The 25248-nt window shown below is 65.4% G+C and carries 22 protein-coding genes; 13 read left to right on the forward strand and 9 right to left on the reverse strand.

Annotated elements, in window-relative coordinates; genetic code table 11:
• The first annotated feature begins 164 nt into the window (after nucleotides 1-164).
• Nucleotides 165-1508 carry an IS1380-like element ISBdi2 family transposase gene (locus ABIF91_RS13260; protein ID WP_208086440.1) on the forward strand — a complete coding sequence of 448 codons (1344 nt, stop codon included), beginning with the start codon at nucleotides 165-167 and terminating at the stop codon, nucleotides 1506-1508.
• A 150-nt stretch (nucleotides 1509-1658) separates the two neighbouring features.
• Here ABIF91_RS13260 and ABIF91_RS13265 read toward each other — a convergent pair whose 3' ends face one another.
• Together ABIF91_RS13265 and ABIF91_RS13270 are read right to left on the reverse strand one after the other, a co-directional pair.
• Nucleotides 1659-2048 (reverse strand): hypothetical protein, encoded by a 390-nt coding sequence (locus tag ABIF91_RS13265; RefSeq protein WP_424579189.1) that lies wholly within the window; start codon nucleotides 2046-2048, stop codon nucleotides 1659-1661.
• On the reverse strand, nucleotides 2045-2170 hold the full coding sequence (locus ABIF91_RS13270) for a hypothetical protein (protein ID WP_283805399.1): 126 nt from the start codon (nucleotides 2168-2170) through the stop codon (nucleotides 2045-2047). The genes ABIF91_RS13265 and ABIF91_RS13270 overlap by 4 nt, the downstream gene beginning before the upstream one ends.
• Between ABIF91_RS13270 and ABIF91_RS13275 the strand changes: the two genes are divergently transcribed.
• Nucleotides 2169-3386: an MFS transporter gene (locus ABIF91_RS13275; RefSeq protein ID WP_424579190.1), complete on the forward strand. Its 1218-nt coding sequence runs from the start codon at nucleotides 2169-2171 to the stop codon at nucleotides 3384-3386. The two genes, ABIF91_RS13270 and ABIF91_RS13275, sit on opposite strands and share 2 nt — an antisense overlap.
• Before the next feature lie 36 nt (nucleotides 3387-3422).
• On the opposite strand, the gene ABIF91_RS13280 is transcribed toward ABIF91_RS13275, so the two are convergent.
• Both ABIF91_RS13280 and ABIF91_RS13285 read right to left on the reverse strand, forming a co-directional pair.
• Nucleotides 3423-4556, reverse strand: a complete 1134-nt coding sequence (locus tag ABIF91_RS13280) for an OpgC domain-containing protein (protein WP_050994950.1) — start codon at nucleotides 4554-4556, stop codon at nucleotides 3423-3425.
• A 193-nt stretch (nucleotides 4557-4749) separates the two neighbouring features.
• Entirely contained in the window at nucleotides 4750-5406 is a 657-nt protein-coding gene (locus ABIF91_RS13285; protein WP_028179770.1) for a Spy/CpxP family protein refolding chaperone, read from the reverse strand.
• A 197-nt stretch (nucleotides 5407-5603) separates the two neighbouring features.
• On the opposite strand from ABIF91_RS13285, the gene ABIF91_RS13290 reads away from it, so the two are divergent.
• Complete coding sequence (locus ABIF91_RS13290) at nucleotides 5604-6755, forward strand: acyl-CoA dehydrogenase family protein (protein ID WP_028179769.1); 1152 nt, start codon at nucleotides 5604-5606, stop codon at nucleotides 6753-6755.
• A 452-nt stretch (nucleotides 6756-7207) separates the two neighbouring features.
• On the opposite strand, the gene ABIF91_RS13295 is transcribed toward ABIF91_RS13290, so the two are convergent.
• A complete protein-coding gene (locus ABIF91_RS13295; protein WP_028179768.1) occupies nucleotides 7208-9379 on the reverse strand; it encodes an EAL domain-containing protein in 2172 nt (723 codons plus the stop codon).
• Nucleotides 9380-9832: 453 nt separating this feature from the next.
• Here ABIF91_RS13295 and mepA point away from each other — a divergent pair, with 453 nt between their 5' ends.
• The gene (gene mepA / locus ABIF91_RS13300) at nucleotides 9833-10777 is read left to right on the forward strand and encodes a penicillin-insensitive murein endopeptidase (protein WP_028179767.1); all 945 of its coding nucleotides are present in this window, start codon (nucleotides 9833-9835) and stop codon (nucleotides 10775-10777) included.
• A gap of 117 nt (nucleotides 10778-10894) precedes the next feature.
• On the opposite strand, the gene ABIF91_RS13305 is transcribed toward mepA, so the two are convergent.
• The gene (locus ABIF91_RS13305; protein ID WP_424579191.1) at nucleotides 10895-11911 is read right to left on the reverse strand and encodes an AraC family ligand binding domain-containing protein; all 1017 of its coding nucleotides are present in this window, start codon (nucleotides 11909-11911) and stop codon (nucleotides 10895-10897) included.
• Between the two features lie 234 nt (nucleotides 11912-12145).
• Between ABIF91_RS13305 and ABIF91_RS13310 the strand changes: the two genes are divergently transcribed.
• The 5 genes from ABIF91_RS13310 to modC all read left to right on the forward strand — a co-directional run bounded on the left by ABIF91_RS13310 (nucleotide 12146) and on the right by modC (nucleotide 17391).
• Nucleotides 12146-14110, forward strand: coding sequence for an autotransporter domain-containing protein (locus ABIF91_RS13310; RefSeq protein WP_424579192.1), 1965 nt, complete (start codon nucleotides 12146-12148; stop codon nucleotides 14108-14110).
• 413 nt (nucleotides 14111-14523) lie between these two features.
• Nucleotides 14524-15021, forward strand: coding sequence for a hypothetical protein (locus ABIF91_RS13315; protein ID WP_028179765.1), 498 nt, complete (start codon nucleotides 14524-14526; stop codon nucleotides 15019-15021).
• Nucleotides 15022-15217: 196 nt separating this feature from the next.
• On the forward strand, nucleotides 15218-16003 hold the full coding sequence (gene modA / locus ABIF91_RS13320) for a molybdate ABC transporter substrate-binding protein (protein ID WP_028179764.1): 786 nt from the start codon (nucleotides 15218-15220) through the stop codon (nucleotides 16001-16003).
• A 27-nt stretch (nucleotides 16004-16030) separates the two neighbouring features.
• Entirely contained in the window at nucleotides 16031-16726 is a 696-nt protein-coding gene (gene modB / locus ABIF91_RS13325) for a molybdate ABC transporter permease subunit (RefSeq protein ID WP_035670865.1), read from the forward strand.
• Between the two features lie 2 nt (nucleotides 16727-16728).
• Nucleotides 16729-17391 (forward strand): molybdenum ABC transporter ATP-binding protein, encoded by a 663-nt coding sequence (gene modC / locus ABIF91_RS13330; protein WP_028179762.1) that lies wholly within the window; start codon nucleotides 16729-16731, stop codon nucleotides 17389-17391.
• Nucleotides 17392-17587: 196 nt separating this feature from the next.
• On the opposite strand, the gene ABIF91_RS13335 is transcribed toward modC, so the two are convergent.
• Nucleotides 17588-19381: a potassium/proton antiporter gene (locus ABIF91_RS13335; RefSeq protein WP_028179761.1), complete on the reverse strand. Its 1794-nt coding sequence runs from the start codon at nucleotides 19379-19381 to the stop codon at nucleotides 17588-17590.
• A gap of 209 nt (nucleotides 19382-19590) precedes the next feature.
• On the opposite strand from ABIF91_RS13335, the gene ABIF91_RS13340 reads away from it, so the two are divergent.
• Both ABIF91_RS13340 and map read left to right on the forward strand, forming a co-directional pair.
• The gene (locus ABIF91_RS13340; protein ID WP_028179760.1) at nucleotides 19591-20907 is read left to right on the forward strand and encodes a mechanosensitive ion channel family protein; all 1317 of its coding nucleotides are present in this window, start codon (nucleotides 19591-19593) and stop codon (nucleotides 20905-20907) included.
• Between the two features lie 185 nt (nucleotides 20908-21092).
• The gene (gene map, locus ABIF91_RS13345) at nucleotides 21093-21911 is read left to right on the forward strand and encodes a type I methionyl aminopeptidase (RefSeq protein ID WP_028179759.1); all 819 of its coding nucleotides are present in this window, start codon (nucleotides 21093-21095) and stop codon (nucleotides 21909-21911) included.
• Nucleotides 21912-22027: 116 nt separating this feature from the next.
• On the opposite strand, the gene ABIF91_RS13350 is transcribed toward map, so the two are convergent.
• The gene (locus tag ABIF91_RS13350) at nucleotides 22028-22624 is read right to left on the reverse strand and encodes a bifunctional transcriptional activator/DNA repair enzyme AdaA (RefSeq protein WP_028179758.1); all 597 of its coding nucleotides are present in this window, start codon (nucleotides 22622-22624) and stop codon (nucleotides 22028-22030) included.
• A 131-nt stretch (nucleotides 22625-22755) separates the two neighbouring features.
• Between ABIF91_RS13350 and ABIF91_RS13355 the strand changes: the two genes are divergently transcribed.
• Both ABIF91_RS13355 and radC read left to right on the forward strand, forming a co-directional pair.
• On the forward strand, nucleotides 22756-23676 hold the full coding sequence (locus ABIF91_RS13355) for a DMT family transporter (RefSeq protein WP_028179757.1): 921 nt from the start codon (nucleotides 22756-22758) through the stop codon (nucleotides 23674-23676).
• Nucleotides 23677-23731: 55 nt separating this feature from the next.
• Nucleotides 23732-24445, forward strand: a complete 714-nt coding sequence (gene radC / locus ABIF91_RS13360; protein ID WP_028179756.1) for a RadC family protein — start codon at nucleotides 23732-23734, stop codon at nucleotides 24443-24445.
• A gap of 108 nt (nucleotides 24446-24553) precedes the next feature.
• Here radC and ABIF91_RS13365 read toward each other — a convergent pair whose 3' ends face one another.
• Nucleotides 24554-24898 (reverse strand): sel1 repeat family protein, encoded by a 345-nt coding sequence (locus ABIF91_RS13365; protein ID WP_028179755.1) that lies wholly within the window; start codon nucleotides 24896-24898, stop codon nucleotides 24554-24556.
• Between the last annotated feature and the right edge of the window lie 350 nt (nucleotides 24899-25248).

Here is a 25248-nt window from a genome sequence, read left to right on the forward strand (position 1 = left end):
GACTCCACGTTTCGGCACAGAAATGATCGGGAGTCACTCAATCTTTCTTCAACTTAACCCGTCTTATTCGTAAGAGTGCGCCTGAGGGGTAAAGCGCTGATGCGGCGTAGGATTCGGTTGCGAAGCCAACCCCATCACCTCCAACCGCGAACGCCACGCCCGCCATGACCGACGATACGATTCCGCCCTTCTCGTTTCCAGCCGTTCACGCCAAGAAAGTCACAGCTGCCTTCGATGGTGGGCGCCTAACCTCGAACGGGGGCGTGATGCTTCTGGCGATGGCCGAGCGGCGTCTCGGTTTGGCCAACAATCTGGCCCGGGTGTTCCCGGATCGGCGCGATCCGACGCGGGTCGTGCACAGCCTGGTCGATATGTTCCGCGCTCGCATGTTCGCGATCTGCTGCGGCTACGAGGACGCCGACGACCTCGATCATCTGAGGTCCGATCCGGCATTCAAGCTGGCCTGCGGTCGCCTACCGGACACGGGCCGGGATTTGTGTTCCCAGCCGACGCTGTCGCGGCTGGAGAATGCTCCGCGCCTGCGCGACGTGATCCGGCTGACCTACACTTTGGTCGACGCATGGATGGATAGCTACCCGCGCGAGCCGGCATCCGTCACGCTCGACATCGATGATACCTGCGACGTCGTCCACGGCCATCAGCAGCTCTCGCTGTTCAACGCTCATTATGACGAACGCTGCTTCCTGCCGATCCACGTCTACGACACGGAGAAGAGCCGGCCCGTGGCCGTCGTGCTGCGGCCCGGCAAGACGCCGGGCGGCGTCGAGGTGCGTGCCCATCTGCGCCGCCTGGTACGGCATATCCGGACGCGATGGCACAACACGCAAATTACGTTCCGTGGCGACGGGCACTATGCCCGGCCGGAGGCAATGGCGTGGTGCGAGACCAACGGCATCGACTACATCTTCGGTCTGTCCGGCACCAAGCCTCTCGCCAGAAAAGTCGACGAGGTCGCCGACGACATCCGCACGCGACGCGCCATCGAGAACCTGCCGGTTCTGCGTGGCTATACCGAGACGCGCCACAAGGCAAAGTCCTGGGATCGCGAACGGCGCACTGTCGCCCGTATTGAGGCGACGATGCTCGGCCTCGACATCCGCTTCGTCGTCACCAGCCTCGATGTCGGCTCGGCCGAGTGGATCTACGACAGCCTGTATTGCGCGCGCGGCCAAGCCGAGAATCTGATCAAGCTGCATAAGACGCAGCTCGCCTCCGATCGCACCAGCTGCCGTTCGGCGCTCGCCAACCAGGTCCGTCTCGTGCTCCATACGGCCGCTTATTGGCTGATGCTGACCGTGCGCGACGCCATTCCCAAAGCCCGGGAATTGGCCGCTGCCGAGTTCGCGACGCTGCGTCTTCGGCTCTTGAAAATCGCCGCCCGTGTCGTCGAGACCACGAGCCGCATTCGCCTTGCGTTTGCCGCGGCATGTCCCGAAGCCGACCTGATCTGCGGCTTGCCCGGCGCGCTGCTGCCGCTCGGTCCTTGACCGGCGGGGCGTCCGCCCCCGTTCGCCCAACCCATCCCTCAAGCGCGTTGCAAAGTACCGGTCGTCAGGCGGCGAAAAGCCGAAGGCAATCCTGTGCGCCTCGTCAGACAAGATGTGCGGCCGCATCAATCGGGCCCAAAAGCCGCACTCTCACGAATAGGACGGGCTAGGTTGCGTATCGTCCAACTGGCCATGTGAAAACTTGTTCTCCACAATACACGCCTTGAGCGCACCCTCAGCGAGTTGCCCCCAGGTCGGACATCCGGCAAGCACCGAAGCACCGGCACCAACAAACGGAATTAACGTTCCTCGTTGCGCCGCTTCCCGAAGACCTTGTGGTACATTAGGAATGAGCGGAATTTCATCGCTCATATTCGATCGCTTGCTAGCCCTCTGCAGAAGTGCATCGAAGGTGTCATCATAGCGCACTGTCACGAGTCGATCGACAGCATAGGCCGCGATGACCTTTGGCAACCTTTTGGATATGCCGCCTTCGTCCCTCGATATCTTGGTGCTTTTGACGAGATGGACTGCCTTCACGCCGGTCGCGGCAGATAGACGAAGAACGGGCCTAGCCGCCCGCCAACCTTGCCCTCCGCCTGCGGATAGGCCACCATCCCCGCGCGCACCACCAACAAAACCAAAAGCGCGAGGAAACGCATGAGCAAGCCGTCAGGCTTCGACTATGGCTGGGTCGTTGTCGCCGCAGGTGCGCTGATGACCTGTGTCGGGTTCGGCACGATGCTGTCGCTGGCGGTGTTCCTGCAGCCGATCTCGGAAGCGATGGGCTGGTCGCGCGCCGGCGTGTCGGCGGCGGCGACGCTGGATTTCCTCTGCATGGGCGTGGCTGCTTTCCTCTGGGGCGCGCTGTCGGACCGCTTCGGCACCCGCATCGTGGTGCTGTCAGGGAGCATTCTGCTGGGACTCGGTCTCGTGACGGCGAGCCAGGCGGCAACCCTGTGGCAATTCCAGCTTTGCTTCGGCGTGCTGATCGGCATTGCCGCCGGCAGCTTCTATGCACCGATGATGGCGCTCGCGAGCGCCTGGATCGAGAAGAACCGCAGCCTTGCGGTAGCGCTCGTCTCCGCGGGCATGGGCGTGTCGCCGGTGACGATCGCGCCGGCCGCGAGCTGGCTGATCACGACCTATGAATGGCGCACCGCGATGCTGGTGATCGGCTGTGCTGCCTGGGCGCTCTTGATTCCCGCCTGCTTCCTGGTGCGTCCGGCGCCGCAAGCCGTCGCTGCAACGGCGGATGCTGCGCCTGATGTCGAGCTGACCGCGGCGCAGGCGCTGCGCACGCCGCAGTTCATCGCGCTCGCAGCGGCGCATTTCGCCTGCTGCGCCGCGCATTCCGGCCCGATCTTCCACATGGTGTCCTATGCGATGGTCTGCGGCATCGCCCCGCTCACGGCGGTGACGGTCTATAGCGTCGCCGGGGTGTCAGGCCTCGGCGGGCGCCTGCTGCTGGGCGCGGCTGCCGATCGCATCGGCGCCAAGCCCGTGCTGGTCGGCGGCTTGTTGGTGCAGGCGATGTGCATCGCGGCCTATCTGGCGGTGGGGCAGCTCGGCGAATTCTACGCGCTCTCGGTGGTGTTCGGCCTCGCCTATGGCGGGGTGATGCCGCTCTATGCGGTGCTGGTCCGCGAATTCTTCGGCGCGCGCATCATGGGCACGGTGTTCGGCGCGGTATCGGCCTTCGCCAGCCTCGGCATGGCGCTCGGTCCCTGGGCCGGCGGGCTCGTGTTCGACAATTTCCAGCGCTACACATGGCTGCACGCCGGCTCATTCGCGATCGGGCTCGCCGCCGTCGCGGTGGCGCTGAGCTTCCCGACCAGGCGCCGGCCATCGCTCGATCTCGGCCGCATCGCGGCCTGACGGCGGAACAATGCGCCTGCGCATTCGTGTTCGAAACTACAACGGCCTGAGATTGGGAAACATGCCGCGATCGATTGCGGCGAGCAATATCGCCATCGCGCTCATCAGGCCCAGGCCCAGGACAGTGACCAGCGTCTGCCATGCCAGGCTGTTCCAGCCCAGGCTGAGCAGTGCATGAGCTGCAAAGGACAGCAGAACACTGGCGCAATAGATCGCGAGCGAATATTCGCCGCATCGTATCAGCGGCCGCAGTGCTCCGGCTTTCAAGATGCTGGCATTGCTTGGAAGAAGGCGCCAACAGAGCAGTGCGAGCGCAGCAAAATGCAATAATCGCAGGATATCGAGATTGGTCTTGTCGACCGGATAGATCAGGCGCGACAACCACTCCGGCACATAGGCTTCGATCGCGTGGATCTGCCAGCCCAGGGTGATTACGAACGAGAACAGCACGTAGCCCGCCGCCAGAACGGCAAGAGCCCGGGAATTGAGAACGGCAAGCTGCCAATCGCCGCGGTTTGCTCCCCACCAGATGCCGATCACGAACAGCAGCTGCCAGTTCAGCGGATTGAAATAGAGTTGCCCCCTCGGATAGGCCGGGATGTACCAGTCAAACAGATGGGCGAGAACATAGAGAGCTACGGATCCGGTCAGGGCCAGCGGCCAGGCGTGTATCGTCAGCGGCACGATGAGAATGAGCGCGAAGTGGAGTATGACCATCAGGAGCAGAGGGTCGAGATTGACCGGGGAATAGCGCAGCAGTGCCACCTGAAGCAGTGTCTCTGCGGGCTCCTGCAGCAGGATGGCCAGGTTGGCGTGATCGAACATGCCGGGCTGCCATGCCGCAATGTACGCCACCTCCGCCAGCAACAGGACGACCGTCATGATCTGCGCGACATAGATTTCGAACGAACGCCGCAACATGCGCAAGCTCGCCGCCGCAAAGCCAGACTGACGCATCAGGTCGCCGTATACGATGCCGGACGCGAGGCCCGACAAGAATACGAGAATCTCTGCCGCATCACTGAAGCCGAAATTCTTGGGCGTGAACCTGTTCAGATAGCTTTCCGGGATGTGATTGATATAGATCCACCACAGGGAAAGGCCCCGAAAGAGATCGATCCGAAGATCGCGCTTCGCCAGGGGTGGCGGTATGGTCGCAGTCCACTTCACTCCAGCGCACTGCCTCTCTCGATCAGAACGTCTCGCCACGGCGAGCGCTTACCGGGCCAGCGCGGTGATGTCGTGGACGCCGGCTCATCACTTCAATCAACCGCTGACGGTACCTTGCCGCGCCGCTACGGTCCAGAAAGCATGCCGCACTTGCCAGCATTGTCGAGACATGGCGAGGATGCGGTTGAAGCCCTCATTTTCCGCCTTGCATCGGCATGGCGCCCATCCGGCCACCCTGCATCATCGGCATCATGCCCATGTTGGGCGCGAGCAATTCGTCGGCGGTCTTTTTCTGCTCGTCGGAGAGGGTGCCGACGAGGTTGGCCAGCGCCGATTTCATCGCGCGGGTGGCCTCCAGCCGGGCCGACAGCCACTTTTCCTGCCAGGTCACGCGATCCAGCAAGGTCTCTGACCCAGGGCCAGCCATCGACCCGCGGAGCTCTCCGAGAGCCTTGGCATTCGCGCGCAACGCATCGGCGAAAGCGGTCCAGGCCGGCGCCTGAGCGTCCGTGATCTTGAGCTCGGTCCGCAGAAAGGCAATCCGGCCCTCCACGCGATCGACGGTCTCCATCCCGTTCATGCAGTCACCGCCGGACTGACGCATCATGCCCATCATCCGCATCATGTCGGACATCGGCATGTTGCCGCCCATCATGTTCATCATGCCGCCGCCCATCCTGCCCTGAGATGGGGCGGTGCCGCGCGGCGCCTCCGGCGGCGTGGCCGGACCGGTCGCAGGCGCGTCCTTCTGATCCGGATGATGGGCCTGGTGGTCGGCAGGCGATTGCGCGAGTGAGGAATTGCCGAGGAGGGGGAGCAGCAGGGCTGCCGCAAGCATCTGATGTCGCATCGTGTACCTCCCGAGGTTCCGCCTTTGTTGCGATTGTGGGGCTCGCCCGACGAATTCGACTTGACCCAAGTCAACAGAACCGCCGCGGCCGGCCATGACGCGCTCGTTCCGCCCGATGGCGTCGCCTTGATCCCATCAGCCAAATGGACCACGATCGCGCCTCTACCGCTCACGGCAGAAGGGGCGAGACAACGCGAATGTCCGAGCTTTCCGGATTTGGTCTGGTCGAGCGGGCGCGAGCCATCGCCCCCTTGATCGCACGCGAGGCCGACGAGATCGAGCGGACGCGGCGGCTGACGCCGGGCGTCGTTTCTGCGCTGACCGAGAACGGGCTCTACCGGGCGCTGTTGCCGCAGAGCCTCGGCGGCGCGCAAGCCGCGCCGGAGGCCTTCATGCAGATGGTGGAGGAAATCGCCAAGGCGGATGCGTCGACGGCTTGGTGCCTCGGCCAGTGCGGCGTCTGCGCGATGATCGCGGCCTGGCTCGACCACGACACCGCGCAGGAAATCTTCAACACGCCGCCCGGCATCCTCGCCTGGGGCGCGATCGCGCATGAGGCACGCATCGTCGAGGGCGGCTATCGCGTCACGGCGCGCTGGGATTTCGCCTCAGGCTCGCGGCAGGCGAGCTGGCTGGGCGCGCATGTCCGCATCGTCGGGGCTGACGGCGTGCCGCGCAAGAATGCCGATGGATCGCCGGAGCTGCGTACCATCCTGTTTCCGGCTGCGCGCGCGACCTTGCACGACGTCTGGCAGGCGATCGGGCTCGCCGGCACCGGCACGGACTCCTATGAGGTCAACGACCTCTTCATCCCCGAGCGCTTCACGGCGTTTCGCGACGTGCCGTCGACGCTGCGCGAGCCGGGCCCGCTCTACAAGATCGGCACCGGCTCGACCTTCAGCCTCGGCTTTGCCGCGGTGTCGCTGGGCGTCGCGCGCGCCACGCTGGATGCCGCTATCGCGCTGGCACGGGAGAAGCACCAATCGCTGGCGGCCGGCCCCATGCGCGACAACGGAGCGGTCCAGGGGCTGATCGGCCGCACCGAGGGTGATTTGCGCGCCGCCCGCGCCTATCTCTATGCGGCTGCGAACGCGATGTGGCGCGACCTGTCTGCGACCGGCGCGTTCAGCGCGGCACATCGGAACGCCGTCCGCCTCGCCGCGACCTGGACCATCCATCAATCCGCACGCGTGGTTGACACGGCCTATCACATGGCCGGCGCGACCGCGGTGTTCCGCAGCAATCCGTTCGAGCGCCGGTTCCGCGACATGCACGCCATCGCGCAGCAGATCCAGGCGCGCGACACGCACTATGAGGATGTGGGGAAGACGATCTTGACGGAAGGCTGATGGCAGCCGCAACGCCGGTCTGCTCCCTCCCCCGCTTACGGGCAGAGCCATCGCATATGGAAGCGCGGCGGGAAACTCGCCTGCGGCCATCCTTCGAGACGCCCGCCTCCGGCGGGCCCTCAGGATGAGGGCGTAGTGCGCGGCAGCAGTTTCAAAGGACACCGCTTTTGCGAAGCCTCATCCTGAGGAGACCGCGGAGCGGTCGTCTCGAAGGACGAGGCGCTTGCTCAGACCTTTCCAAGAGATCATATGCGATTGCCCTGCCCGCACCCGGGAGAGGGAGCGCACACGACCTGAGAACTCGTGCGAAAGCCTCACATCGTCATGGCCGGGCTTGTCCCGGCCATCCACGTCTCACCACGCGGCGCGAAGAACGTGGATGCCCGGGACAAGCCCGGGCATGACCCCTTCTACGCTCGGACATGTGACCGTTCGACTGGCGACGGCGGATATCACGCCACCAGCGCGGCGTCCTCGTCATCGGCGGCATCAATCCCGCGCTGTGCGGCAAGCAGGCAGATGATCTCCGCATTCGGCCGGGCCTTGCTGAACAGAAAGCCCTGGCCCTCGTGGCAGCCTTCGGCGCGAAGACAGCTCAGCTCGGCTTCGGTCTCGACACCTTCGGCGGTGATGGTGACGCCGAGGCCCTTGCCGAGGCTGACGATGGAGCGGATGATCGCCTGCGCCTCGCGGTTGGCGCCGAGATCGCGCACGAAGGACTGGTCGATCTTGATCTTGTCGAACGGGAAGCTGCGCAAATAGCTGAGGCTGGAATAGCCGGTGCCGAAATCGTCCATGGAGATGCGCACGCCGAGCGCGCGCAGCGCGTGCAGCGTCGCCAGCACTTGCGCGCTCTTCTCCAGGAGCAGCGTCTCGGTGATCTCGAGCTCGAGCCGGCGCGGCGGCAGGCCGGAATGTTTCAGCGCGTCCGTCACAATCGAGAGCAGATTGCCGCTGCGGAACTGGAGCGGGGACAGGTTGACGGCGACGCGAACGTCGTCGGGCCAGGCCGCGGCATCCAGGCAGGCGCGGCGCAGCATCTGCCCGCCGAGCGGATTGATCAGGCCGGTGTCCTCGGCGACCGGAATGAACTCGGCCGGCGAGACCATGCCGCGCTCGGCATGCGGCCAGCGCACCAGCGCCTCGAAGCCGGTGATGCGGCCGCTCTGGAGGTCGATCAGCGGCTGGTAATAGGGACGGAGCACGTCGTTCTGGATCGCGTCGCGCAGCTCGACCTCGATCTTGCGGCGGCTCTGCGCCTTCGCATCGAGCGCGGCCTCGAAGAAGGCGAAGGTGCCGCGCGCGTCCAGCTTGGCGCGCGACAGCGCCATGTCAGCGCTCTTGAGCAGCTTCTCGGAATCGTCGCCGTCGCCGGGCGACATGGCGATGCCGATCGAGGCGCCGATCACCACGGAATGGCCGTCGAGCAGATAGGGATCGGCGATGGCTTCCAGGAGGCGCTTGGCCAGCATCACCGCGTCCTCGGGACGGGTCAGTCCGCCTTGCACGATCGCGAACTCGTCGGAATTGAGCCGCGCCAGCGCGTCCTCCTCGCGCAGGGTCGAGCGCAACCGCTTGGCGACACCGCGCAGGAGCTTGTCGCCGACCGCATGCCCCAGCGTATCGTTGACCGCCTTGAAATTGTCGAGCCCCAGCATCAGGAGCGCGACCTTCTCGGCGCTGCGCCGCGTGTGCAGCAGCATTTCGTCCATCTGCTGCCGGAGCAGGCTGCGATTGGGCAGGCCGGTCAGCCCGTCATGCTGGGCCATGAAGGCGAGCCGCGCCTCAGCGCGCTTGCGCTCGGTGATGTCCATCAGCGCGAGCAGCACCGCGGGCCGCTCGGCATAAGTCAGTTCGCGGGAGTAGATCGCAAGGTCGATCAGCGTCCCGTCGGCCTTGACATGTTTCCAGGTGCGGCCGGCCTGTTCCTCGCCGGAGCGGTCGGCGGTCCAGGGCGGCTCGCTGTCGAAGGCCTGCAGGGAGCGGATCTTCAGCCTCTCGAACTCGGCCCGGCTGTAGCCGTAATGCGCGACCGCGGCGTCGTTGACGCCGATGATGCGCTCGTCATCCAGCGCGCAGACGATCATGGGCACGGGATTGCCGTCGAACAGCAGGCGGAACGAGGCCTCGCGCTGCTTCAATTCGGTGATGTCGACGCGCAGGCCGACGACTCCGCCGTCGTCGGTCAGGCGTTCGTCGATCAGGATGACGCGACCGTCGGACAGCTTCTGCTCGTGGCGCGCACCGGGCTGATAGAGCTTTTGCAGACGCTCCGCGATCCACTCGTCCTCATGACCGATGGCCTCGGGATAGTCGCCGCGGGCGACGCCGATGCGCAGCGTGTCTTCGAGGCGCGCGCCTTCCTCGAACAGATCGGCGGTCTTGCTGTAGATCTCGGCGTATTTCTTGTTCCAGAGGACGTAACGGCCTTCGGCATCGAGGAACACGATGCCCTGCGGCAGGATGTCGATGGCCTGGCGCAGGCGCTCATGGGATTTGCGCGCTTCCGCAATCGCAGCTTCCGCCTCGGCGCGGCTGCGCAGGACTTCGTCGTGCTCGACAAGGTCTCGCGGCGAGCACGCGAAACGCGGCCTGCGCGCCTTCCTGCTGGCGCGGGCAAGCACGTTTTGCTTTCGCTTTTTCGTCTTTCGAGACCCCAAACTCAACTTCACTCGTCCCAGTCGCGCGCCCGGCGGCCGCAAGTCTTGAGGCAAGTGTCTGAAAAAAAAGTAATCTTGCCCGGCCGCGGTCCGCGCGAGGCGGACCTTGCTGCCTGTTTGCGCGGCGCGACCGCGACGGCAAGCGCCTTCAGACTGAGTCCGGCACCGCAATCAATGGGCGATCTGGCGCAAAACTGCGCGCGCACTTGAATCCGTTCCGAAATCGCACGCGATTGCATGCGGTCCGCAGATATTCCTCCCTCCGCGCACGAATTTTGGTCAATGCGGGATACGGTTATTGCGGCGTTAAAAAGCGGCAATTTGAGACGCGATTTGGGCCCGTGCGCCGTGATGTTGCGGTCCGCTCAATGCCTCGTTCTTAACCCTGATGCCGCATTGGGCTATAAGGACGTCAGCATGAGTCGCCGCAGCATCACACTCCTCCTGCTCTCGCTTGCTCTCCTGGCTGCCGGCGGTGCGCTGGCCCAGGACAAGGGCAGCATCACCCCGAAGCCGCTGCCGCCGCTCGCCAATCCGAACGATCCCGATCTCCCCGCCAAGGAGTTGTTCGCGCGAAAGCTGCTGCCGTCGAAGGGGACGGCCCATGTCATCGGCTCCTACGCCAGGGGCTGCATCGGCGGCGCGGAGCAGATTCCGGTCAACGGCGACCATTGGCAGGTGATGCGACTGTCGCGCAATCGCAGCTACGGTCATCCCGACATGATCGCGCTGATCAAGCGGCTCGCGGCGAAGGCGCACAAGGACGCGGGCTGGCCCGGCATCCTGGTTGGCGACATCGCCCAGCCGCGCGGCGGGCCGGCGCTGTCCGGCCATGCCAGCCACCAGATCGGCCTCGATGCCGACATCTGGCTGACGCCGATGCCGAACCGCCGCCTCTCGCGCGAGGAGCGCGAGGACATGTCGGCGGTGATGATGGTGCGCCAGGACCGGCTCGACGTCGACCCCAAGGTGTTCACGCCTGGCCATGTGCTGGTGCTGCGCGATGCCGCGCGGGAGCCCGCGGTGCAGCGCATCTTCGTCAACGCCGCGATCAAGAAGGCACTGTGCCGCGAGGCCAAGGGCGACCGCGCATGGCTGTCGAAGATCCGGCCGTGGTGGGGCCACGACTACCACTTCCACATCCGCATGCGCTGCCCGCCGGGGGCGGGCGAGTGCGAGGGCCAGCCGTCACAGGCCGACGACGAAGGCTGCAAACCTGCCGACCTCGCCTACTGGTTCTCCGACGCGGTGCTGCATCCCAAGCCGCCGCCGGAGCCGCCAAAACCGAAGCCGCCGATGACGCTGGCGCAGATGCCCGCGGCCTGCACGGCGGTGCTGCACGCAGGCGACGCGAAGCCGTAAGCCACGCCGCCGCCACGGCTTTAGGGAATCACCCCCGGCCGAGAACATGGAGCGGGCCGTCGGCCGCGCTCGTTTCACGGGACCATGCCTCGGCGCGGTCCCTGACTTCGCCCGGCGTCAGGCCGAACTGGCGGCGGAAGGCCCGGACAAAGGTGTGGAATCGCCGCTGAATTGCAGTTCGACCGCGAGATCGATCAAGCGTTTGCTCCGCGCCGCCGGCGAAATGAGCAGAAGCAAAGCGCGATTGAGTCGCTGATCCTGCACGTAGTGCGCAAGACCTCCATCGGACTCGAACAGCCGGTAGAGGCTGGCGCGAGACAATCGAAAGCGGCCGCAGAGATCGTCAGCACTGAGCGCGCCGGTGTGGAGATTGGCGTCGATATGCTGCTTGATCGCCGCCAGGAGTAGTCGGCGTTCCGCCCGCCCGACATCGCCACGCGCGTCGGCCGCGCGGCCGGCGACTTCCGCGATGACGTCGCATATGCCATCGACGATCGCCGCGGTCACGGCGGCTGCGTCGGCGGTTTCAGGTTGCTGCCAAAGCGCCGCAAACTGATCGGCGAGGAGACGCGCACGACGATCGCATCCCGGCAGAAGCGTCGCCGCTGACGAATCCGGGTGCGCCAGCCGCGGGGCGAGCACCGGACGCGGCAGGATCAGCGAGGTCTGTCGCGAACGCTCCCCGCCCGCCCCCATCAGCCAGGTGCGGTTCGGCTGCGCCATGTCGATCAGGCAGACGTCACCGGGGCGCAGGGCTATTTCGCGGCGCCCCGAGGCAAACCGTATCTGTCCCTGGTAGCAAAGGGTGATGTGATAGTGATCGAGACCGCCACGCGCGATATGCGCGGCCGTACGATCATATTCGAGCGGCGACGAAACGCTCTCGACCAGCATGCCCTTGCCGGTCATCTTCGTCGCGGACAACAAGTAAAAGTCGTCCGGCGCGTTCAGCGGGATGACGTCGCAGATATCCGACGTCGCCGCGCGAAGTGCCTCCAGCGCCTGTCTGCCGATTCCGGGGGGCGCCGCCGCCAGCTCGCTCATATGTCCTTCGTCCGCATCGCTGCTCAACGCGGCAAGATCGCGCGGCCCTATCTGCTGGTGCCCCGGCCGGGCGCCAACCTTGTTGTTCATCTGTACTCAGCCGAACAGCGACACGCAACCGACGATGGGTTGGCAGCGGCCGTCCGCTGCCGGTGATTGTGTCGTTTCGGCACCAGCATGCGTCCGAGATGTGAACCTGAGATTCTGGGCACATTGCCCCACTGGGCTGCCTGCTATGCAGCGGGATCGGACTTGCGGCACGTCTGCCGCGCCTCTGGCGCGACAGACCGGGGGACTGGAATGCGGATCGTTCGGAAGGCGTTGGTGGCGCTGGCATCGCTGTGCGCGGCGTTCGGCTGCCTGGATCCCGCAATGGCTTCGCCGGGCTGTGATGCGATCAGCGTCACACCCCAGGGCGTGGCCACGCCGGGGGCAGGATTTGTCCGAGGCGACACGATCACGCTGACCGTTACGAACAATACCGGGAACAGCCACATCTTTCTGGCAAATAGTACGTCGTTCGCGATCCTGGCGGGTCCGACCACAACGGCTTTCACCTACGTCGTGCCGGCGGATACATCGGACACGCTGTATTTTGGCGGCACGCTCTATCCGGCGGATAGTGTCGCCAGCCTCTGCGTCAATGCGCCGGCGCCGACCGTCGCCTCGGTCAGCCCGAACACCGGCGCGGCGCTGGGCGGCACGTCAGTCGTCATCACCGGCACTGGATTCACTTTTGCCACGGCCGTGGCGTTCGGCAGCAGCGCAGCGACCTCCTTCACCGTCAACAGCGGCACGCAGATCACCGCCGTCGTCCCGGCGCATGCCGCGGGGGCGGTCGATGTGGTCGTCACGAACAATGTCGGCAGCAGCACGCTCTCCGCCGGCTTCACCTATACCAACGCCAGCACGTCGGTGACCCTGACGTCATCACCGAACCCGAGCCAGTCCGGGCAGGCCGTGGCATTCAGTGCATCGGTGGCAAGCAGCGGCGGTTCTCCGTCCGGCACGATGACCTTCAGCGACGGCGGCATCGTGTTCGGTACCGTTGCCCTGAGCGGGGGCGTTGCCACGCTGACGACGGCATCGCTCTCGGTCGGGACGCACAACATCACGGCGACATATAATGCCGGCCCCGGGTTCTCCGGGTCTGCGTCCGCAGCGCTTGCCCAGATGGTGAACGTGCCGGCCGACAGCAGCAAGCTGCGGTCGATGCAGATCGTCGCGACCAGGACTGTGGCGCAGATTTCGGGCCAAGCCATCTCCGGCGCCATCGATGGCGCGATCGCTGACGGCTTCTCCGACAATCCATCGCCGGTGATGTCGAACGGCGACGGCATGCGGTTCAACCTCGCCGCGGCCGACGATGACGGTGGCAGACCAGGACCGTTCGGGGCCATGCGGTCGCCGACAAACGACCGGGTCGACGACGCCTTCTCGGCGCTCGCTTACGCGGGTAGCGCCCGGTCGGTGACGAAAGCGTCGCCGCGCGTCGCGCAGCGCGACTGGCAGGCCTGGATCGATCTGCGCGGAGGGGGCATTCGCAACAACTCCGGCACCGCGAACGATCTCTCCGGCGGTCAGATCAATGTGACGGCCGGCCTGACCCGCAAGCTGACGCCCGACGTCCTGATCGGCATGCTCGTCGGTTACGAGAACTTCCGATATGACTCGGCCTTTCTCACCGCCCGGCTCCGCGGCGACGGCTGGACTGGCGGCGCCTATCTCGGCTGGCGGTTCTGGAATCGTCTGCGCCTCGATGTCGCCGTGGCCTATACCGGGCTCGACTATTCGCTGACGGCCGGGACGGCCGCGGCTTCGTTGCCCGGCCGGCGCGTGCTCGTGTCGGCGGGCCTGACCGGCAACTACAGGCTGGCCGATGTCGACCTCGAACCATCCGCGCGCCTCTACGCGCTGTGGGAGCATCAGGATGGCTATACGGACAGCCTCGGTACTGCGCAGACCGACCGAAATTTCTCCTCCGGTCGCGCGAGCACCGGCCTGAAGGCCGCGCGGTCCTGGATGATCGGGTCCGATCTCACCCTCGCGCCCTATGTCGGCATCTACGCCGACTACTATTTCAGCCAGGACGGGACCGATACCAGCGGGCTTTCCTCGATCGCCACGGTTCCGCTCGTCGTCCTCCAATCATGGTCGGCGCGCGTCACCTCGGGCGCGGCGATGACATTCGCAGGAGGACCGCGGATCTCTCTCGGTGGTGAAGTCGGCGGGTTGGGCCGCGATTACACGCTCTGGAGTGCCAAGGCGCAGGCCGCCTTCCCCTTTTAGGACAGATCCACAGTCGACGGAGCCAGATGCAGATTGCGGCGCGGGAGCCGGCGGTGTGCAAGGTCGTGCTGCACGCAGGCGACGCGAAGCCGTAAGCGACGCCGCCGCCTCACCCACCTGTGTCCTCCCGGGGCGCGAAGCGAGCCCGGGACCCATAAGCCACAGGGAGCGGTTGTGGCGTGAGGTAGCCACTCCGAATCTTCGCCAAACTCCTCCCTGTGGTTATGGATCCCGGGCTCGCGCTGCGCGCACCCCGGGATGACGAACTCGTTGATTGGTTCGCAGCACCCGAATGCGGTAACATGCCCTGCCCCGTGCCGTAAGCCCGCGGCATCCGGGGATGTGCATCCCATCTTTCGACAAGCCTGACTGCAAGCCTCGCGCCGGTCGCGTGGCCAACGATGGGATTTCACATGCGCGCCCTCATCTTCCTCGCTGCGCTCACAATCAGCGCGACCTCCGCTTTCGCCGCCGAGGAGCCCAGCGGCTGCGACAAGTTCAAATGGCCGATCGAGCGCGCCGCGCTCGCGGCACCGGATCGCACCAAGCTCGCCTCGGGAAGCGAGCAGGCGGAATTGCCGTCCTCGGCCATCACGCTGGAGTTGATTGTCCCGAGTGAAGCAAGACTGCCGACGATGCCGGAGCGGGCGCCAAAGGACGGCACCTTTGCCGGCTTCACCAGCATCAAGACGCCAAAGGCCGGGCTCTACACGATCAGCCTGTCGGCCGGCGCCTGGGTCGACGTGGTCCAGGACGGGCATGTCCTCAAGCCCATGGACTTCAGCGGCGCGACCGATTGTGAGGGCATCCGCAAGACCATGAAATACCAGCTGTCGGCGCAGCCCTTCGTGCTCCAGGTCAGCGGCACCAAGGACAATTCGGTCTCGATCGCAATCCTGCCGGCGCAATAGGCGCCGTTGAACTGACCAAACGGTCGCCCTTTGACCTGACGCCTCGGCCTGCTATGTTTGCCTGGAGCGATATCCCTGCCGGTCGTAAGCCGCTGCCGGGCCCCGTGGAGCAGCGCTTCCACCCGTCGCATCGACCCACCCAACGCCGGACTTGCGCGTGCATCTTGCGCGCGCGGACTCGCACGGAGCGCTCCCCATGTTACGCATTTCAGGACTTTTCACCGCCTTCATGATCCTCGCGGGCGCGGCCCTTTCGCCCGCCGCCGCCGAGGACAAGACCATCACCGTGTTCGCCGCCGCCTCGATGAAGAACGCGCTGGACGAGATCGACGCCGCCTACACCGCCAGGACCGGCGTCAAGTTCAGCATCAGCTATGCGGCAAGCTCGGTGCTGGCCAAGCAGATCGAGCAGGGCGCACCGGCCGACGTGTTCGTCTCGGCCGACACCGACTGGATGGACTACGCAATCGCCAAGAAGACCATCAACGAACCTTCCAGAGTCAACCTGCTCGGCAACAGCATCGTGCTGATCGCGCCGAAGGATGCCAGGATCGACAACGTCGACATCGCGCAAGGCTTCGATCTCGCCAAGCTCGCCGGCGACGGCAGGATCGCGACCGGCGACGTCAAGTCCGTGCCGGTCGGCAAATATGCCAAGGCCGCGCTGGAGAAGCTCGGCGCCTGGCAGTCCGCGGAGCCGAAATTCGCCATGGCCGAGAGCGTCCGCGCCGCGCTGACGCTGGTCGCCCGCGGCGAAGCCAATCTCGGCATCGTCTACTCGACCGACGCAAACGTCGAGCCCGGCGTGAAAATCATCGGCACCTTCCCGGCGGCTTCGCATCCCGCGATCGTCTATCCCGTCGCCGCGACCACGACCGCGAAGGGTGAGACCGGCGACTATCTGGCGTTCCTGCGCTCCTCGGCGGCCAAGTCCATTTTCGAGAAGTACGGCTTCAAGTTCCTGGTCAGTCCCATAACTTAGGGCTTGCGACGTGATGTCTGCGGCTTGATGTCGGACCTCTCTCCCGCCGAATGGACGGCGATCCTGCTCTCGCTCAGGGTCGCCATCATCGCAACGCTGGTGGCGACGCCATTCGGCATCGCGCTGGCGTGGCTGCTCGCGCGGCGTGATTTCTGGGGCAAGTCGCTGCTCGACGCGATCGTGCATCTGCCTCTGGTGCTGCCGCCTGTCGTCACCGGCTATCTGCTCCTGCTGACGTTCGGCCGCCGCGGCCTCGTCGGCGGCTTCCTTGCCGACCATCTCGGCATCGTCTTTTCATTCCGCTGGACCGGCGCGGCACTGGCCTGCGGCGTGATGGCGTTTCCGCTGCTGGTGCGCCCGATGCGGCTGTCGATCGAGGCGATCGATCGCCGGCTCGAGCAGGCGGCCGAGACACTCGGCGCCGCGCCGTGGAAAGTGTTCTTCACGGTGACGCTGCCCCTGGCGCTGCCCGGCGTGCTCGCCGGCATGGTGCTCGGCTTCGCCAAGGCGATCGGCGAGTTCGGCGCGACGATCACCTTCGTCTCCAACATTCCCGGCGAGACCCAGACGATATCCTCGGCGATCTATTCGCTGATCCAGACCCCGGACGGCGATGCCGCCGCGGGACGGCTGGTGATCGTCTCGATCGTGCTGGCACTGGGCGCTTTGATCGCCGCCGAGTGGTTCGCCCGCCGCGCCACCGCGCGCCTGCACGGAAACTGACCATGCTGCGTGTCGACATCGAAAAGCAGCTCGGCGAATTCTCGCTGCATGCATCCTTCGCCAGCGAAGGCCGTGCCATCGGCCTGTTCGGCGCCTCGGGCGCCGGCAAGACGTCGCTGGTCAACATGATCGCAGGGTTGTTGCGGCCCGACCGCGGCACCATCGTGATCGACGGCGAAACCGTCGACGACACCGCGGCCGGCATCCATGTCCCGACCTGGCGCCGCCGCATCGGCTATGTGTTCCAGGACGCGCGGCTGTTTCCGCATCTCAACGTCGCGCAGAATCTCGACTATGGACGGCGGATGAACCGCCTGCCGCCCGATGCCTCCCAGCACAAGCGCATCGTCGACCTGCTCGACATCGGTGCACTGCTCGATCGCCGTCCCGGAAAGCTCTCGGGCGGCGAGCGCCAGCGCGTTGCGCTCGGACGCGCGCTGCTGTCGAAGCCGCGGCTGCTGCTGCTCGACGAGCCGCTCGGCGCGCTCGACGAGGGCCGCAAGCTCGAGATCCTGCCCTACCTGGTGCGGCTGCGGGACGAAGCCAACGTGCCGATGGTCTATGTCAGCCACGACGCCGCCGAGCTGCGCCAGCTCGCGACGCAGATCGTATTGCTGAAGCAGGGCCGCGTGACGAGTTTCGGCGGGGTGAAGGTGCTGACGTGAGGTCGTGTGCCGACCCACCCTCCGCCGTCGTCCCGGCGAACGCCGGGACCCATACCGCGTGATCCATCGGGGAATTGCGGTGCGAATACCGGCCAAGAAGGAGCAACTGCGAATCTTCGTCAAGCTTCTCCCTGTGGTTATGGGTCCCGGCGTTCGCCGGGACGGCACAGGAGATTGCTGACGCGCCGGAGCCTCCCTAAACCCCTGCCACCGAGGTCCACAGCTCCGCGAGCTTCTTCCGCAGCGCCTGTGCGCGCGTCAGCGGCTCGGGCGTCTCGTCTTCTTCCGGCAGGCGCAGGCCGACGAGATTGACGCGGCCGCCGGAGATCGAGCGCGCGACAAGGACGATCTCGTCCAGGGCGAGCTCGGCGCCCTCCTTCGGCGCGCGGTCGAGATGGACGTCGAAATAGTCGGCCAGGGTCAGGTTGCCTTCGTCTTCACCGACCTTGACGCCGTAGATCTCGGCGAGCTCGGCGAGCGTGTGGTCGCCGGAGACCATGAAGTCGCCGAGCAGATGCGGATCGGGCGCCGTGCTCGGCTGCATGTCGACGAAGAAGCGGTCGAGCGACTCGGCCTTTTCCGGCGGGGCCAGCAGATAGATGTAGTCGCCGGGCGCGATCGGATCGGCTTCCCCCGGCGTCAGGATGTTCTGGTTACGGATCACCAGCGTCGGCTTGGACCAGGACGGGATCAGGCCACGGCGGAAATACAGGCTCTTGGGCCGCACCGGATAGCCGACCAGCTGCTGCTCGAGCTGGCCGGGCAGATCCAGTTCGACGCGCCGCGGGCCGCGCTCGGCGCGCGGCAGCGCCACGTGCAGCTTGCGTGCGGCGGGCGCCAGCGTCCAGCCCTGCAGCAGGAGCGAGATGATGACGACGACGAAGGCGACGTCGAAATAGAGATAGGCCTTGGAGAGCCCGACCAGCATCGGGATCGAGGCCAGGAAGATCGCGACTGCGCCGCGCAGGCCGGTCCAGGCGATGAAGATCTTCTCGCGCCAGTTGAAGCGGAACGGAGAAAGGCACACGAACACCGCGAGCGGCCGCGCCACCAGCATCAGCACGAGCGCGACGGCGACGGCCGGCAGCACGCTGGTGCCGAGCCGGCTCGGTGAGACCAAGAGGCCGAGCAGCACGAACATCACGATCTGCGCCAGCCAGGTGGCAGCATCGAGGAACGTCACCACCGAATTATGCGCGCGCGTCGGCCGATTGCCGATGATGATGCCGGCGAGATAGACCGCGAGGAAGCCGGAGGCGTGCATGATCTGCGAGCCGCCGAAGATCACGAGGGCAGCTGTGGCCACGAACGGGGCATGCAGGCCCTGCGGCAGCGCCACCTTGTTGAGGGCGATCACGACCAGGCGCCCGCCGATGACACCGACGATGGCGCCCAGGACCGCCTCCTGAATGAACTCCACCAGCACATGGCCGGGCGAGCTCGAGCCGACCGAGATGTATTCCACCAGCATGAGCGTGAGGAAGATCGCGAACGGGTCGTTGGTGCCGGATTCCGCCTCCAGCGTCGCGCCGACGCGCGGGCGCAGGCGCAGGCCCTGGGTGTGCACCAGCAGGAACACCGCGGCCGCATCGGTCGAGGCCACCACGGCGCCGACCAGCAGCGATTCCGACCAGTTGAGATCGAGCGCGTATTTCGCGAACGGCGCCGTGACAAGCGCGGTCAGCAGCACGCCGACGGTCGCGAGCATCACGGACGGGGCCAGCACAGTGCGGATGCTGGCAAAGCGCGTCCGCAGGCCGCCGTCGAACAGAATCAGGGCGAGCGCGACGGAGCCGACCAGATAGGTGGTGCGGACGTCGTCGAACTGGAGCTGGCCAGGGCCGGAATCGCCGGCGAGCATGCCGATCGCAAGAAAGACGAGCAGCAAGGGGGCGCCGAAGCGCAGCGCGAGCAGGCTCGAGAGGATGCCGGCCATGATGAGGACGGCGCCGAGCAATATGGCGATGCTGACGGAGTCGAGGGAAGCCATCCACCTTCCGGGTAAAAATCGCTGGGATTGCATCCTTATCGTCGGCGGACTCGCGCGCCAACCCATTTTCCATGGTTCGAGGCAATCTGCCCGCATTTTGCGGCCTTAACGCGCTTCACTTGACGGTGTATCGATGGTCCGGCCGCGCCCCTTGTGGGATTCTGCGCCTCCCTCGAATCAATTCCTCCCCCCGCTTGCCGACGAGACCGATGGACATGGACCTCAAAGAATTCATGGAGTTCGTGCAGACGACCGCACGCAGCGTCGGGGCGGAAATCTCCTCACCCTGGTTCTACCTGCAATTCGGTCTCATGCTGGCCGCGGCCGGCATCGCCTATGCCGCGGAGACCGCGATTCGCAGCCGCATCGACATGACCTCGCTGGCGATGCGCTTGCCGCTGCCGCTCCGGCATTTCGTCCGGGTGATGGTCTCCAGCGCCTCGACGGCGGTGTTCACGCTGCTCGTGATCATCTCGCGCGTGGTGATGTACCACGCGACCTGGCCGAGCCGCAGCTATCTCCTGATGGTCGCAGCCAAGCTGGGCTTCGCCTGGCTCGTGATCCGGCTCGTGACCTCGGTGCTGCGCAACGCCTTCATCGTCAAGCTGGTGTCGATCGCGGCGTGGTTCGTCGCCGCGCTCTCCATCCTCGGCCAGCTCGACGCGACGGTCGACGTGCTCGATTCCTTCGCGATCGTGCTCGGCGGCCTCAGGCTGACCCCGCTGCTGGCACTCAAGGCCGGTGCGCTCCTCCTCATCGCACTCTGGGCCACCAACATCGCGAGCAATTTTGCCGAGAGCCGGATCAACGCGACCACCGATCTGACGCCGTCGGTGCAGGTGCTGCTGGTCAAGATCATCCGTATCGGGCTACTCACCGTCGCGATCGTGATCGCGCTCGGCGCCGTCGGGATCGACCTGTCGGCGCTCGCGGTGTTTTCCGGCGCGGTCGGCGTCGGCATCGGTATCGGCCTGCAGAAGATCGTGGCCAATTTCATCTCGGGCATCATCCTGCTCGCCGACAAGTCGGTGAAGCCCGGTGATCTCGTCACCATCGGCGACAATACCGGTCGCATCAGCGCGATGAAGACGCGCTATATTTCCGTCGCCGCCGGCGACGGCCGCGAATTCCTGGTGCCGAACGAGGATCTGGTGACGCAGAAGGTCGTCAACTGGACCTATACCGACAAGAACACGCTGGTGAAGATCGCCTTCGGCACCAATTACGATGCCGACCCGCGCCTTGTCTGCACGCTCGCCGCCGAGACCGCCGCCGCCCATCCGCGCGCGCAGAAGGGCAAGCCGCCGACCTGCATCCTGACCGAGTTCGCGGAAGCCGGCATGAAGTTCTCGCTGACCTTCTGGATCGCCGACCCCGACGGCATGGACAAGGTCAAGAGCGACGTGATGCTGGAGCTGTGGGACGCGTTCAAGCGCGAGGGCATCCGGGTTCCCTATCCGGTCCGCGAAATCCGCATCCGCGGCGGCGCCCTCCCCGTGGAAACCACCGTAGAAGTCCCGAATTAGGTCACTTTCGCCCCCAAGGCTGGCAGGGCTCTTGTTCTGACGCGTTTTCTTCACGCGAGCCGGTAGCCACTTCGCTCGAAAACGCTCTGCCTCGGCTTGCATGAAGGCCGGCAATCGTTAAATTAGGGCCTGAAATCAAGCCTTTCCGCCGATATCGAGACCAGCCCCGAGAAGACCTGACACGCATGAGCTACGTCGAAGCCACCGATACCTCCCTGCGCAAGACCGGACAGATCAAGCTGCATGGGCCGAGCGCCTTTGCCGGCATGCGCAAGGCGGGCGCGCTGGTGGCAAAATGCCTCGACGAGCTCACCGACATCGTCGGGCCGGGCGTGCCGACCTCCAGAATCGACGAATTCGTCCGCGACTTCGCCTTCAGCCATGGCGCCTATCCGGCGACGCTGATGTATCGCGGCTACCGCTACTCGACCTGCACCTCGCTCAACCACGTGGTCTGCCACGGCATGCCCGGGGACCGCCCGCTGAAGGAAGGCGACATCGTCAACATCGACGTCACCTTCATCGTCGACGGCTGGTATGGCGATTCCAGCCGGATGTATGCGATCGGCCCGATCGCGCGCAAGGCCGAGCGGCTGATCGAGGTCACCTATGAAGCGATGATGCGCGGCATCGCCGCCGTGAAGCCCGGCGCCACCACCGGCGACATCGGCCACGCCATCCAGAGCTTCGTCGAGCCGCAGGGCATGAGCGTGGTGCGCGATTTCTGCGGCCATGGGCTCGGGCGCATGTTCCACGACGAGCCGAACATCATCCATGTCGGCCGGCCCGGCGAGGGTGTGCAGCTCAAGCCCGGCATGTTCTTCACCATCGAGCCGATGATCAATCTCGGCAAGCCGCACGTGAAGATTCTCTCCGACGGCTGGACCGCGGTCACCCGCGACCGTTCGCTGTCGGCGCAGTTCGAGCACTCCGTCGGCGTCACCGCGACGGGCGTCGAGATCTTCACGCTGTCGGAGCGGCACGGCGAGAAGCAGATCGGGTGATTGCCGGCACCAGTCCATCTCCGTCGTCATTCCGGGGCGCGACGAGGTCGCGAGCCCGGAATCTCGAGATTCTCAGGTGCACAATTGCGCATCGTAGTTCGGTGCTTCGTACCGCCCTACCGCCGGCGGCGGAATGATGATGGCGTCCTCTTGTAGGTCGCGACGAACGCGTCGTTGAAGCGCCGAACGCTGCCGAATCCCGCGGCAAAGGCGATCTCCGCCAACGTCATGTCAGTCTGGTCGATCAGACGCTTGGCCTCCTGCACGCGCCGCGTTGCCGCGATCTCGATGGGGCTCGCCCCGGCATGGCGCATGAAAAGACGCAGGAGATGGCGCGGCCCGACGCCAAGCGCGTCCGCGAAATCCGTCATGGACGCCCGATCCAGAAAACCGTCGTGGATCAGCCGCATGCCGCGCGCAACGGTGGTGGCCGTTCCCATCCAGGCCGGAGAGCCCGGCGCGGCTTCCGGCCGGCAGCGCAGGCACGGGCGAAAGCCGGCCCGCTCGGCGGCCGCCGCGGTCGCATAGAAGGTGACGTTCTCGGAGCGGGCCGGCCGAACCGGACACACCGGCCGGCAATAGATGCGCGTCGAACGGACGCCGGAGAAGAACAGGCCGTCGAAGGCGCGCGCCCGCGCGAGGCGCGCCCGGTCGCAGGTTTCCCAATCGAGGTGCGGTGGCAGCGTTTGCCGATGCGCAGAGCCTGTCGTCATGGCGAAAACATAATTTCAAGGCGCGCCGCCGAGTAGCTGAAATCGGACTCCACCGGGCGATGAGGTCCGAATTCAGCCAGCCTGCATCGCCGCTCCCGATCATGGTGTCGACGGATCCCGGAGCAGATCGCATGAGCACATCGGCGCAACAGACGACGTCAGGGCAAACCCGTCTCGCATTCGAGATCGGGCTGCTGCTGCTTCTCTCCCTGATCTGGGGCAGCTCGTTCACGCTCATCAAGATTGCAATCCCGACGATTCCGCCGTTCACGATGGTCGCCGCGCGGGTGACGATCGCTGCCATTCTCCTGGTCCTGATCGCAGCCACGCAGGGATACACCCTGCCGCGCCAGGGGTCTGTGCGGGCTGCATTCGTCGTGCAGGGACTGCTGCAGAGCGCGCTGCCCTTCACCCTGATCAGTTGGGGCGAGACGCATATCACCAGCGGGCTCGCCGGCGTGCTCAACGCGACCCCGCCGATGTTCGTGCTTGCGATCGCGATGACGACCGGGCGCGGACGACAGGAGATCGGCGGCCGGACGACCATCGGTGTTGCTCTCGGCCTGGCAGGCGTCGCCCTGACCATGGGAGTCGACGCGCTCTCGGGGATCGGCACCGCCGCGCCGCTGGCACAGGCAGCCGTGCTGGCTGCGAGCTTCTGCTACGCGCTCGCACCGATCTGGGGGCAGCGGTTCGCGAGCCTTCCCGCGGTCGTCACGGCAGCCGGCGCGATGGGCTGCGCCGCCGCCCTGATGCTGCCCATAGCCGCTGTCCTCGACCGGCCCTGGACGCTGGCGCCGACGAGCCAGGCGATCGCAGCCGTGCTCGGCCTTGCCATCGTCTGCACCGCGCTCGCAATGGTGATCTATTTCCGCCTGATCCGCACGCTGGGCCCGCTCGGCACGACGAGCGGCAGCTATCTGCGCGCGGGCTTCGCCGTCGCGCTCGGGACCACGCTCCTTGGCGAGAGCTTCACCTGGTCGATGCTGGCCGGCATGACGTTCATCGTCATGGGGGTCATAGCGGTGACCGCACCCATGCGGAAGCCATGAGGCGACTACAATTGCCGATTGAAAAATTCTCCCGACAGGGCAATGCTGGCGGCCGATGCCCGCCAAGTCCGACCACGACAAGAGCAAGCCTGAGGACGCGCCGCACTATCTCGGCCATCGCGAGCGGCTGCGCGAACGCTTCTACAGCGCGGGCGCGGATGCGCTCAGCGATTACGAGTTGCTGGAGATGGCGCTGTTTCCGGCGCTGCCACGGCGGGACACCAAGCCGCTGGCGAAAATACTGATCAAGACGTTCGGCTCCTTCGCCGAGGTCGTTCATGCGCCGGTGGCACGCCTGCGCGAGATCGACGGGGTCGGCGAATCCGCGATCAACCAGCTCAAGCTGATTGCCGCGGCGGCGCATCGCGTCGCCAAGGGCGAGGTCAATAGCCGCAACGCGCTGTCGTCCTGGAACGAGGTGATCGACTATTGCCGCACCAGCATGGCGTTCGCCGACAAGGAGCAATTCCGCCTGCTCTTCCTCGACAAGCGCAACCAGCTGATCGCCGACGAGGTGCAGCAGACCGGGACCGTCGACCACACCCCGGTCTATCCGCGCGAGGTGATCAAGCGCGCGCTCGAGCTCTCCGCCACCGCGCTGATCCTGGTGCACAACCACCCCTCAGGCGATCCCTCGCCCTCGCAGGCCGACATCCAGATGACGAAGGCGATCATCGACATCGCAAAACCGCTGGGCATTGCCGTGCACGACCACATCATCGTCGGCAAGAACGGGCATGCGAGCTTGCGCGGAATGCGGTTGATCTAAAGCGCGATGCGATTGCGATGAATCGTCATTGCGCTTTGGGTTGTTGCTCAAGCATGATCTTTCCGGAAAACCGCCGTGCACTCTTCCGGATCATGCTTCCGGGCAAGATCAGAACACCCTGTTCCTGGCAACCTTCAAGTGCTCTTCTGCGGCTCTGAATCCGCTCAATGCCTTGAGCGTAAGAGCGGTCGGTTGCGGCTTCCATTCGGCAACCATCTTCTCGGCCTTCTCGAGCTCCGGCTTGGACAACATGGAAGCCATTTCATTCACGTTCTTGGCCGGCGCCACCTTGGAGAGCTTGAAATACGCGTATGACAGAGACAAATCTCTCGACGTTCCCTTTCCGCCTGAATAGGCGCGGGACAGGCTGAAGAGGGCGTCGGGAAGCCCCTGATCGCCCGCCAACTTCCACCATTTCAGCGCCTCCTCCGAATTGCCTCGTCGGTCATACATGAGAGCGACATCGTGCTGGGCGCGCGCATAACCCGCATTCGCAGCAACGAGTTTGTATTTCAGTGCTTGATCCGCGTCGGTTGCGATGATGCCCGCGCCTTGTCCGTCGTAATAGCAGCCTAGCCCGTCTTATTCGCGAGAGGGCGCCTGAGAGGCTGGCGAGCGTGGTGTAAAGCGCTGATGCGGCGTAGGATTCGGTTGCGAAGCCACCCCATCACCTTCAACCGCGAACGCCACGCCCGCCATGACCGATGATACGATTTCAGACCACTATCGAGAAGCAAGAATTCAACACAAATAAAACCTCTGCCTCGCGCTCGATCTCTTCATGCTTGATAGTCTCGTTTCGG

It is taken from the genome of Bradyrhizobium sp. USDA 241, assembly GCF_049739505.1.
In the GTDB taxonomy this organism is placed as follows: Bacteria; Pseudomonadota; Alphaproteobacteria; order Rhizobiales; family Xanthobacteraceae; genus Bradyrhizobium; species Bradyrhizobium liaoningense.